We start from the raw sequence: 12,426 nt of genomic DNA on the forward strand, positions 1-12,426 counted from the left end.
GGCTTTCGCATTCAATTTGCGTTACTCTATTATTCATGTACATTAATGATTTGACACTTCTCCCACTGGTATTGAGTCACAAATAAATAACCATTATCTGAGATATAAGTAAACTTCACTGGTCTAAATTATTCAGGACTATAACAATTCATGATTTCAACATGAATAGCTGTCTAATCATCAAAAGACACATTACTTATCGGCTAATCACTTTCTACAAATGCCCATCCTTTATCTTTATTAAAAATTACTGCCCTTGTTAACTTCTCTGGCATACGTTTTTTGAAATCATAAATCCAATCACCAACTTCTTTTGGTAAATCTTTAACTGGCCGATCTCTCAAATAAAGAACGAACTCTTTACCTGGGGATTTCTTATCTGCTATTCCGTAAGGTTCAGTTGTATCAATTTTCACACCATTATCAATCTTTGTTTCCCCCACTTTTGAATAATCTAAATCAGTTAAAGTCATCTTGTATTCATAGTCATTAACTTTAACTAAATTTTTAAAATTACCTGTAAAATTAGAAATATACATTTGACCATTTGGATAATTTGGACCAGTAATTCCCATATTCGTATCATGGTACGTTCCTTTGAAACTGCCATCTTTAGAAACATCCATTCCAGTAGCCCAGCCTCCTACACCACTAGCAAAGATGAATGGTTTAGTTAGTTTTTCAAATATAGCTTCTGGATTATGAACTGGTTCATTACTATAATCCTTTCCTAAGTCAAACTCATAATTTCTAAATTTTAATTTACCATCAAATAAGGTTAATTCATCATTTAATGCCATGTCTTCCTGAATTAATCCCAATTTTTTAACTTGCTTCAAAATTTCTAGTTCAGCCTTTAAAGTTAGATAACCATATTCTTCGATAGATATCTTCTTATCATTGATAGAAATAGGTGATGTAATAAGTTTTTCATTATTACCAGTAATTAGATTTGTTTTATCTTCTTTTTTCTTCTCAACAGATAATAATGTTTGTGAATACGAAGCTTCTATGGCTGACCCAGCATTAGCAGAAACAGAAACTGTATCTATTCCTAATATTTTAGGTTTTACTTTTATTTCTGGACCACGTTTGACCGTGGCTTTAGCTTTTATTTCTCCCACTTTCATTGTATGGTTGACAGTACGTTTATATTCAGGAGCCCAATTTTTCAATTTGATTGAGTCTTGAATTGAATATGTACTTGATACTGAAACACTTAAACTCCCTTCAACAGTGATCTTAATACTTATAGGAATATTTACAGTCACCCCTGTAACCGGTGTAGGTAAAATCAATTCTCCTAACGGAATCTCACTTTCTATATCTTTTGGTGTACTAAATTCTAAAGAACCTTCTGTATTAAAACTCAATTCTTTATTGATATCAAAATTCATAAAATCTATTTTAGGAATCCAAAAATTTAAATCTACAGCATCTGACCAAACCTTACCTGAAATATTAAATGACAGCGTTCCTTTTATTTTATCTTTACTAAGTAACGGAATTGATACAGTTGGAAGAGTTCCTTCAAGAGAGACACTTCTAAATAGACCTTGATCTGTATTTGATGCTTTTTTTACAGTAACTCCTTCAGCTGGAATAAAAGTAGCACTGTTGATATTAGATGACCAAGCTTTTGTATTGACATTCTGTACAACCTCGTACAATGATGGCACACTATATTCAATAACTGACTGATTATTAATAGTGCTAATAGAATTGATCTTAATAGCTTTAGAAGTCTCATAAATCTTAGATGGTGGGATAACAAGAATATCACCTACTCTGGCATTAATTTGTTTAGATAGTACTACTTTTTTCCCATCGTCACTTTCACTTTGATATTGGCCATCATTAACATAAATTACATTGTTTTTTAGATGGTAGTCAATCATATCATCTGAATATTTTTTTCCTAATTCAAAATGACCTTTTATATTTTCAATTATCGGATCACCATAAGGTAGAGCTGTAACTTTAGCTTCGAAGCCATTAGATTTCAAAACATAAGATTGATTTGGGATTAAACGAGTAAACATATAACCATCAAAATCAGTATTTGCCTCTGCAACTAGCTCATTACCTTTATAAATTGAAATAAAACTTTCCTCTATAGCATTGTCATTGCTATTATATGCATGTCCTGAAATAACTACATCTTTCTTAGATAAACCGTTATTTTTTGTACCTAGGCGATAAACCTTAGTAAGTAATGGAATATCTTTAGTCATAATCAATTCAGTTTGTGGTTCTTTATTACTTAGATCCCGTTTTTTCTTAACATTTACTGTCACATAGCTAGCTTGAATATCTTGTAATTGTCGCTGACCTTCGAGAATTGTATTATCATAAATTTCTATCGTCTTAATCTTCACCAACTTTTCTCCATTTGGTGATACAAGATTTAGAAATGGTGTTTTATCTTTTACCAACTCTCTCACTTTTTCTCGGTCAGTTTCAACTGTTTTATTTTCAGATTCAGTAACATCGACTGTATAGTAACCTGAGAGAGAAGTTTTTGGTGTTGTTTCTTTTGATTCAGTTACAAAAGTTTCATTTGAGCCTGCACTTGGCACTACTCCACTAACAGTAGGTTGCTTTGCTGTTTTCTTCGTTCCAATTAGCAAAACTTTATTTTGAGCTGCTTCAACTGTCTCTGACGTTGTTTCCTTTACCTTTTCCACACCATCAACTAAAGTAATTTTCTGAATAGAAACTTTCTTCCCAACTTTTCCCTCTGTTTCTACCTTAACCTCATCTTCAGATAGAGAACTATCTTCCTTGATAACTATCTCGAATGGTATATCTTCAGTAACGCGAACAGTACGAATGACTTTCTTATTTTTAACTGTTGTGGCATCTGCAATAGTTCCTAATTTAGAGTTTAAATTCTCTACTGGAGCGGAAATTTTCTCTTTGTTATCCTCTCCAATTAATGATTCTGACGAAGATTCAGTCCCTGTAGAGTTTTTAATCTGTGCAGAACTTTCATCGGTTGGGTTTACAGGAGTTGAAGTACCAGATGGAGTAGCTGGAGCTGTAATCTCATCTTCCACAACTTCCTCAGATAATATTTCAACTAATTCAGATGGGATGTCAACGCTTGTTCCCTTAAGAATATCAACAGTTGTTTTTTCTTTAGATACAGTATCTTTCTTGTAAACCTCCGTTACTGTATGTACAATGACTAACTGTCCATTCTGAACTTCTCGTGTTTCAACAGGTTGGCTCTCGCTAATTTTTGTATAACCAGTTAAATCTTCTAGTATATTCCCTGAATCATCTACTTTAATAATTTTATTAATAACTTTAGGTTCTAAATATTTAACTGGTTCGTCTACTTTTGGTGGAGTTATTGGTTTAATAGGCTCCACTTTACCTCTACCACCATCTTCCAAAATATCTTTCTTAGGATTATCCACTGGTACAAAAGTATCCTGTATTTTATTTTCTTGTGAAGGTAGTTGAGTTACATGTGTCACTTGATTTGTATCTATATCTTTACCATCAATATAACCAACAAATTGATATCCAGAAATATTTACTTTGCCATCTGGAAGCATGGAACCTGCTTTTATCATTTCGGTATGGTTATAGTTGGACAAAGTAGCAATCGTTAAAGCAGATACAGTTGTCACACTCAAAGCCCCTCCAACCAAAGAAATAGAGAAGATACACTTGACAATCTTCTTATCTACTTTACCAATTCTCTTTATGATATAAGCAACTAACAATAGACCTGTTCCAACAACAGAAGCGATGGGCAACATGTTACTTCCAGTATTTGGTAAAACATTATTTACAGTATTTTTTCGATAGATAACAAACAAATCTGACCCATCTACAAGGTCCTTTGGTAACTCGTTTACAATGAGTTTTTTCTCTGTTTCAGTCAACTCATCTGTGGTAACATATTTATAGTTTACTCTTATATCATTTTCAGCAGCAGAAACTGTTTTAAGAGGAAATGAGCAAAAAACTACAGTCCCAATCACGGCACATACCGCCCCTATTCCTGAAACTTTCCTCAGACTATACTTTCTTCTACGTTCATCTACATTAAACTTCCCTTTTGGTTTCATAATTTTCTCCTTTTTTATTGATAAGCTATTAAGTATATAAACGAAATAACTTACCTTATACACATTTTATCCTCCCTCAAACTATTTTGTCAACTATTTCCAGGATTTATGAGCAAATTATTAATCAAGAATAAAATTCAACTTGTAGTTATACACAATGCATAAATTCTCTGAGTACTTATAATCGAAGTTTTTTAAATGATAATTTCGAAAAAACGACCTATTTTAGTTCCATTTTTTTTACTCCATTCAATAAAAATCTACGAAGCATTTTACTTTGATTTAAATATTTCTCCTTTTCCTAATAGCCATAAGTAAAAGAGATAGTAGATGTGTTTCATAGAAAATATGTATAACATGTAATTAAATAAAGTAATGTTATCCACCATGATAGAAAGAAGCTTATATTCACTCAATAATATATTAAGATTCTGATTATCCGACTCGGTAATTTTCTTTTGGTTTAGTTCGATAATTTTGTTCCGTCTCCTTCTATATATCAAAGCAATTAGTTAGCAACTCTTCTCACTAGTTAAAACAATTGTCTTGATCTCTTACTGAATTTTCTCCGAGTAAAGGTTAATAGATCAGAAACATAATACAATGGAGTGACCATAGGTTTTAAAGGTGAGAATAAACTGTTTCTTATATCTCTATTAACCAGTTTTAAAATAGTCGAGCATGCCAAAATCATTTTAAAATTTAATTGTGCAAAACTATACCGATAAAAGAAATCAGTTAGATGAATACATTGATTTTGCACTTCATCATAATTTAATTACTATGCAAAATAATATTACCCAAGCTACCGATCTTGGTTTAGCCTGGGTGTGGTTGGCATATGCGCCAGTTGAAGGCGATGATTGTATTTAGAAAAGAGAGCACAATAATTTCTGCATAGGGATAAAACTGACAAAGGAATTATATAGTCTATTTTGTTGTAAAAAAAATCCCCGCCAAGATCTAACTTGGCGGGGATTTGGTGGGGAATAACTCCCCTATTTAAGATTTAAATCACCTTAAGCAATTCTTAACCTTAACATACTAGGCTTTCGCATTCAATTTGCGTTACTCTATTATTTAAGAGTAACTGAAGCTCCAGCTTCTTCCAATTTAGCTTTGATTTCTTCAGCTTCAGCTGTAGCAACACCTTCTTTGATAACACCAGGTGCACCATCAACAAGTTCTTTAGCTTCTTTAAGACCAAGACCAGTGATTTCACGTACAACTTTGATAACGCCGACTTTCTTGTCGCCTGCAGATGTCAATTCGATATCGAATGAATCTTTAGCAGCACCTGCGTCAGCAGCACCAGCTGCAGCAACAGCTACAGGAGCAGCTGCAGTTACACCAAATTCTTCTTCGATAGCTTTTACAAGGTCGTTCAATTCAAGGATTGAAGCTTCTTTAATTTCAGCAATAATGTTTTCAATGTTCAATGCCATTGTTATTTCCTCCAAATAAGTTTTAATTTTATATTTTTATTTTTTTGTAGCTAGGCTACGCTGCGTAGCTTAAGATTAAGCTGCGTCTTCTTTGTTGTCTGCAACCGCTTTGACTGCAAGAGCAACGTTGCGCACTGGCGCTTGAAGTACAGAAAGGAGCATAGAAAGAAGTCCTTCGCGGTTTGGAAGAGTTGCAAGTGCAAGAATCTCTTCTTTAGATGCGACAGCGCCTTCGATTGCACCACCTTTGATTTCAAGTGCTTCAGCGTCTTTTGCAAAATCGTTTAAGATTTTCGCAGGTGCGATAACATCTTCGTTAGAAAATGCTACTGCAGAAGGTCCAACGAATACAGATGCAAGATCTTCAAGACCAGCTTTTTCAGCTGCACGACGCAAGATTGAGTTTTTGATAACTTTAAACTCAACTTCGCTTCCGCGAAGGTTGCGACGGAGAACTGTATCTTGCTCAACTGTCAAACCGCGAGAATCTACAACGACGATTGATGCAGCAGCTTTCATTTTTTCAGCTACTACGTCAACAAGTTCCGCTTTTTTAGCAATAATTGCTTCACTCATTAGTGTGTTCACCTCCGTAATTATTTTGCTTGGGGAATTTTTCCAAAAGAAAAACGCGCCCAAACCTAGACACGAAAGTACAATACGCTTCTTTTAATTGATACGTTTTGTCCTCGGTAGGATCTTTATGAGTCGAGCTCCCCTACTGTCTTAGGCAGTTTTTTCAAACCGTAGATTAGTTTATCATATATAAAAAAAGAATGCAAGTACTTTTGCAAACTTTTTTTATATTTTTTAATCGTTGTAGAGGCTCTTGATATTATTCAACCAAGCATAGGCTAGTCCCATTAAGACTCCTCCTCCTACCCAGTTGGCAAAAAAGGTGACGCTATAATGACGTAAAATATTTAAAAACTCAAAATGTGGCAATTGGCTAGAAACTGAATTAAAGCTCAATAATGAGAAAGAAGCAAAGTTTGCAGCCAAGTGTTCGTTGGTCATAAAGACAAACATATAGATAGCTGAGAGTGCTAAGAGCACCTTGGCTGTTTCATCTTTGAAATATAGATAAGAAAGAATAGCAATATTTACAAAGATATTGGCAATAACGCCTTCAAAGAAAACTACTTGATTGCTACGTTGTAGTTTATTTTCTGCTACCGTGGCTAGGAAACCTTTTGGATCGATATGTGCGAAGGCAGTTGTTTGATTGAAAAGAAAAGCGACGATTAAAGCACCAATTAAATTAAAGAAGGTACAATAAAGAAGAATTTCCAGAGCTTTCTTCCAATGAATCTTCTTTAGATAGGTACCCGCCGTCAAATACATCATATTTGAGGTGGTTAATTCCGCATTTAAAAATAAGAGGTAAACCAAGCCCCAGGCAAAGATGAATGGAAATAGAAAACGACCCAATCCAGGTACAAAGGTATTTAATAAGTCAGCTGCAACTGCTCCGACCGCCGTACTTAAAGTAAGAAATCCTCCAGCAAAAATAGAACGGACTGCATAGCGCGTTTTAGATTTCTGATAGAGATCCTCTTTCTTATTACACGCCGCTCCTACTTTTTGAATGAAATTAGATTCAGACATAATATTCTCCTTATATAATGTTTGTGAATAAAATCATTATATCATAGAGAGAAAAGTTTGAAAAGGTTTTCAGGAAGAATTCTTAACTTTTCATCATATACGTTTTATATCGAATATCAGTGTTTGCTAAAAACAACAAAAAAACAGGCAGATGCCTGTTTTAGTTTTAATAATTCAAACGGTTCGCCCAAGCGATATCCAAATTCAAGATTTCTTGTGAAGTGAACTGTTGACGATATGGATTGTATACCGAACCTGTAATACCACCTTGAACATTTGGTGAATCATATTGAGTCAAATTATAGGTTTCAATGATATTATTGAGCTTTGCGTAGTAGCTAGTATCTGTCGCATAAACACCTGTCAAAGCAGCTGTTGCGTCTTGATAACTTGATGTGTTACTCTTCCAAGCACCTGCAAAATGTCCTTGTTTCAAAACTGCTACATAGTCTTGCAATGATTCATAGTAAGATGGGTATGAACGGAAAGCATCATTAATCGTATACGCGTTTCCAGCACCATCATCTTCCCAAGTTTGCATCACTGCAGATTGCCCAGCATAACTTCCTTTAATTCCAAAAAGGTTGTAATGTGGATAAGAAGCCAAACCAGACTGTCCTGATCCACTTTCCAAGATCGCTTGTGCAATCATAACGGAAGCATAAAGGTCATTCTCTTGACCGAGCTGACGAGCTGACTCACCAATTTGTGAGATGAAAGCTTCAGTAGGGTCTGAATAAGCTTGGTAAGTTCCATCATTAGCACCAACTGATGTGACGTGCTCGCTCATAGCAGCAGCAAATGTCCCCACTGCTAATACAGAAACGAACAAACCAAATAATTTCGTTTTATTCCGTATTTTCTTTTTCATAATACAATTTATCTCCAATTAATTTTTTATCATCTTTTATCTTTATAGAGATTATACCATATAAATAGAAGAAAACAAAGGCACTTATATTACACTTGTATTACAATTGCGAGATAAATCCAAAACAAAAATGACATTTTCATGTCATTTCAATTTATTTCGTAAAACGCATTTTCTAAAATAGCAACCCATGACTTCTCTAATCCTTCCCGGGTTACAGAAGAAAAGACGATAAAGGTGTCAGCTGGATCAAAATCTAGTTTTTTCTTGATGATCGATTCGTGTTTGTTCCATTTTCCACGTGGAATCTTATCTGCCTTGGTAGCAACTAAGATCACAGGAATCTCATAATATTTTAAGAATTCATACATCTGAACATCATCTGCTGAAGGTTCGTGGCGAAAATCGACTAGGCTAACGACTGCTTTTAAATTCTCCCGGCTGGTGAGATATTCTTCGATCATCCGCCCCCACTTCTCGCGCTCTTTTTTAGAGACACGTGCATAGCCATAACCAGGTACGTCTACCAAACGGAGTTTATCATCGATATTGAAGAAATTGAGCAATTGGGTTTTACCTGGTTTCCCAGATGTTCTGGCCAGGTTTTTTCGATTTAAGAGAGTATTAATAAAAGAAGACTTGCCGACATTGGATCGACCGGCAAGTGCAACTTCTGGAATCTCATCTTGAGGATAATGACTCTTATTTGCAGCGCTTAAGAGGATATCCGCATTATGTGTGTTAATTTCCATATTTTATCTTTCTAGGCTGTTTCGAGAATGGGTTTTTCAGTTCCATCTACAGCTTCTTTTGTAATTCGAACAAGTTTGACATCTTCTTGACTTGGAATTTCAAACATGACATCCATCATGGTTTCTTCGATAATCGAACGAAGTCCACGAGCTCCTGTTTTTCTTTCGATGGCTTTATTAGCAATCTCTTGAAGAGCTTCATCATCGAATTCCAATTCAACGTTATCATAAGAGAGCAAGGTTTGGTATTGTTTTACCAAGGCATTGCGTGGCTCTTTCAAGATACGGACAAGGTCGTCAACTGTCAATTGCTCAAGAGCAGCAAAGACTGGAAGACGTCCGATCAATTCTGGGATAATCCCGAATTTTTGAATATCTTCTGCCACGATTTCTTGCATGTAAGAGCTTGATTCATCAATAGCTTTATTGTTTTTACCGAAACCGATGACTTTTTCACCGAGACGTTGCTTGACAATTTCTTCGATCCCGTCAAAAGCCCCACCTACGATGAAGAGAATATTCTTGGTATCCACTTGGATCATCTCTTGTTGTGGGTGTTTACGTCCCCCTTGAGGTGGGACACTAGCGACGGTTCCTTCGATGATCTTTAAGAGGGCTTGTTGTACCCCTTCACCAGAAACGTCACGTGTGATAGAGACATTTTCACTTTTCTTAGCGATCTTATCGATTTCATCGACATAGATAATGCCTCGTTCAGCGCGCTCGATGTTAAAATCAGCCGCCTGAAGAAGTTTCAAGAGAATGTTTTCAACGTCTTCTCCTACATAACCAGCTTCAGTCAAGGCTGTTGCATCTGCAATGGCAAATGGGACATTCAAGCTACGTGCTAAGGTTTGGGCTAAGAAAGTCTTACCTGAACCAGTAGGGCCAATCATGAGGATATTTGATTTTTGCAATTCAACATCTGTCTCATCTTCACGCGTATCGTGGAAGTTGATGCGTTTGTAGTGGTTATATACCGCTACAGCAAGGGCACGTTTGGCACGATCTTGACCGATCACATAGTGGTTCAATATATTGAGCAATTCGATTGGTTTTGGAACTTCGCTAAGGTCTGCAAGAACTTCTTCTGCTAGCTCCTCACGGATAATTTCTTGTGCTAACTCTACACATTCATTACAGATAAACGCGTTGTTTCCTGCAATGATTTTTTGGACTTCATCTTGACTCTTTCCGCAAAATGAACAATAAACCATCATATCATTATTTTGATTCGTTGGCATGTATTTCCTCTTTCTGTCATTTTCTGTTTCTATTTAGTTTAAAATAAGGTCATGTAAAAGGCGTGAATGGAATTCACAAGATTGGTAAAAGCATTTAGTAAGAATAAAATAGCGAGGCCAAACCGTTTTTTACGAAAGGTTTGTAAGGCGCAAATCAAACAGATGACGCATAAGACAGCTGTAAAAAAACCAAAGACACTTCGCTCCATTAGTCTAAATCCTTTCTCTTATAATAGTTGACCGTAAAATCATATTGGTTCTTTTCATCTTTCGGATGATGGACTTGACGGACTCTTTCATAGCGGTTCTCTTCAAATTTTGGTGCCAATGTATCTCCATCAATCGTTGCATGAATCATGGTCTGGATCAACTCTTCTAACTGGTCAGAAAAGAGCTTTAAAATCTGACTGCCACCGATAATATAAAGATTCTTCTCTTGGTTCTGATACCACTCCAAGACTTCATCTTTGCTGTGCATGACAAGTACAGCGTCATTTTCAGAATCGTAGGCTTGATCTTGCGTTAAGATAATGCTAGTCCGACCTGGTAGAACCCGTTTTTTCATACCATCAAAGGTCACTCTTCCCATGAGAATGGCTTGCCCCATGGTCGTTTCTTTGAAATGCTGAAGCTCAGCTGGCAGGTGCCAAGGCATGACTTGGTCCTTTCCAATAATGCCATTTTCAGTTTGAGCCCAGATACCAATTATCTTTTTCATTCTCTCATCCTTTACACTGATACTTCTATTTTATCAAATTTTCTTATAAAAGACTGATTTCAACTATCTAGTTTGGAGGATATTTTTTTAAATACAAACAGAAAAAACCGCGAGATTTTCGCGGTTTTTCTTAGCCACAAGTTAGCTTAGTCTTCTTTTTTGCGTTTTGCAAATCCGAATAATGAGAGACCTGCTAAAGCACTAAAGATTGCAAGACCAGCAGTAGAAGATTCTTTTGTTCCCGTGTTTGGAAGTTGTGCAGTTGGATTTTGTGGATCGATATACTTCACTTCTTCTTTCGTTTCTGGAACGACAGGAATCGTTGGTTCTTCTGGTTTTGGTTGTGGAGTAGGTTGTGGTTGTGGTTCTGGTGTTGGTTGCGGTTGTGGAGTAGGCTGTGGCTGTGGCTGTGGCTCTGGTGTCGGAGTTGGATCCGGCATTGGAGTTGGTGTCACAGTCTTCTTGTAGATATGTTGAGTGTTTCCATCTTTATCTACAACAGTCTTCACGAAGTCATAACCTGGGATTTCTTTCTTCGGTTGTTCCCCATCTTCTGTAGGGTTACCTGGGATTGGATCCCCATTTTCGTCTACGTATGAAGTTGTAACTTTTTCATAGACGTGTTCAGTATCACCATTAGGCAATTTCTTGGTCTCCACAAAGCGGTAACCTGGAATTTCAGCTTTTGGTTCTTCTCCATCAACTGTAGGATATCCTGGGATTTCCTTACCTTCTTTATCAACAAATTTAGTGATTGGAAGAACAGTTGGTGTGTAAGTTGCAGAAGCTTTTGTTCCATTCACATCTTCACGAACCACTGTCACTGCTGGTGCAGTTCCTGTAAATTCAGGTTCTGGTTTGAAGGTTACTGTTCCGTCTGGTGCTACTGTGTAAGTACCAACACCTGGAATTGTCTTCGTAGTTGAACCATCGTCAAATGTAGCTGGAACATCATCATTCATTGGAACACGGCTATCGCCTTCCTTGAATGTTGGTTTACCAGATTGTTCTTTACCTTTTGGTCCAATAGTTGTAGCTGGTTCTGCTGTTGGTGTTACTGGAGTTACAGTTGGTGTGTACTTAGCTGTAACTGGTGTACCATTCTTATCAACACGTTTAACAGTCACGCCTGTTCCTGTTCCTGTGAATGATTTTTCTGGTACGAAGGTAACTGTTCCATCTGGAGCTACTGTGTAGGTTCCTTCGCCTGGAATTACCTTATTTGTTGAACCATCTTCAAAGGTTGCAGGTGTATCATCATCCATTGGTACATCTGGGTTACCCGGTGTGAATGTTGGTTTGCCTGTTTGTGTTTGCCCTTGAATATCTGTTGATGTAGCAGGATCAGCTGTTGGTGTCACAGGTGTAACAGTTGGTGTGTACTTAGCTGTAACTGGTGTACCATTCTTATCAACACGTTTAACAGTCACGCCTGTTCCTGTTCCTGTGAATGATTTTTCTGGTACAAATGTAACTGTTCCATCTGGAGCTACTGTGTATGTTCCTTCGCCTGGAATTACCTTAGTTGTTGAACCATCGTCAAATGTTGCTGGAACATCGTCGTTCATTGGAACACGGCTGTCACCTTCAGTAAATACAGGTTTACCTGTTTGAGTTGCACCTTGCACATCAGTAGATACTGCTGGGCTTGCAGTTGGTGTAACTGGTGTTACAGTTGGTGTGTAAGTTGCAGAAGCTTTGCT

9 protein-coding genes and 1 other annotated feature are annotated in these 12,426 nt (G+C 36.6%); all 9 genes read right to left on the reverse strand.

Annotated elements, in window-relative coordinates; all coding sequences use genetic code 11:
* Window positions 1-203: 203 nt before the first annotated feature.
* Complete coding sequence (locus tag HMPREF2704_RS09480) at window positions 204-4,085, reverse strand: G5 domain-containing protein (protein ID WP_070846450.1); 3,882 nt, start codon at window positions 4,083-4,085, stop codon at window positions 204-206.
* 1,076 nt (window positions 4,086-5,161) lie between these two features.
* Window positions 5,162-5,530, reverse strand: a complete 369-nt coding sequence (gene rplL, locus HMPREF2704_RS09485; RefSeq protein WP_003016256.1) for a 50S ribosomal protein L7/L12 — start codon at window positions 5,528-5,530, stop codon at window positions 5,162-5,164.
* A 75-nt stretch (window positions 5,531-5,605) separates the two neighbouring features.
* Window positions 5,606-6,106: a 50S ribosomal protein L10 gene (rplJ, locus tag HMPREF2704_RS09490; protein WP_003001722.1), complete on the reverse strand. Its 501-nt coding sequence runs from the start codon at window positions 6,104-6,106 to the stop codon at window positions 5,606-5,608.
* 38 nt (window positions 6,107-6,144) lie between these two features.
* Window positions 6,145-6,279, reverse strand: a sequence feature (ribosomal protein L10 leader region).
* Window positions 6,280-6,340: 61 nt separating this feature from the next.
* Window positions 6,341-7,138, reverse strand: a complete 798-nt coding sequence (locus tag HMPREF2704_RS09495) for a formate/nitrite transporter family protein (protein WP_070846452.1) — start codon at window positions 7,136-7,138, stop codon at window positions 6,341-6,343.
* Between the two features lie 166 nt (window positions 7,139-7,304).
* Complete coding sequence (locus HMPREF2704_RS09500; protein ID WP_024055610.1) at window positions 7,305-8,009, reverse strand: glucosaminidase domain-containing protein; 705 nt, start codon at window positions 8,007-8,009, stop codon at window positions 7,305-7,307.
* Window positions 8,010-8,158: 149 nt separating this feature from the next.
* Complete coding sequence (gene yihA, locus HMPREF2704_RS09505) at window positions 8,159-8,761, reverse strand: ribosome biogenesis GTP-binding protein YihA/YsxC (protein ID WP_070846454.1); 603 nt, start codon at window positions 8,759-8,761, stop codon at window positions 8,159-8,161.
* An 11-nt stretch (window positions 8,762-8,772) separates the two neighbouring features.
* Complete coding sequence (clpX, locus tag HMPREF2704_RS09510) at window positions 8,773-10,005, reverse strand: ATP-dependent Clp protease ATP-binding subunit ClpX (RefSeq protein ID WP_003001797.1); 1,233 nt, start codon at window positions 10,003-10,005, stop codon at window positions 8,773-8,775.
* A 208-nt stretch (window positions 10,006-10,213) separates the two neighbouring features.
* On the reverse strand, window positions 10,214-10,723 hold the full coding sequence (locus HMPREF2704_RS09515) for a dihydrofolate reductase (protein WP_070846456.1): 510 nt from the start codon (window positions 10,721-10,723) through the stop codon (window positions 10,214-10,216).
* Window positions 10,724-10,869: 146 nt separating this feature from the next.
* The coding region (locus tag HMPREF2704_RS09520; RefSeq protein WP_141760648.1) for an LPXTG cell wall anchor domain-containing protein at window positions 10,870-12,426 on the reverse strand (1,557 nt) is incomplete at its 5' end.

Origin of the sequence: Streptococcus sp. HMSC076C09, from assembly GCF_001837905.1 — a bacterium.
Taxonomy (GTDB): Bacteria; Bacillota; Bacilli; order Lactobacillales; family Streptococcaceae; genus Streptococcus; species Streptococcus parasanguinis_I.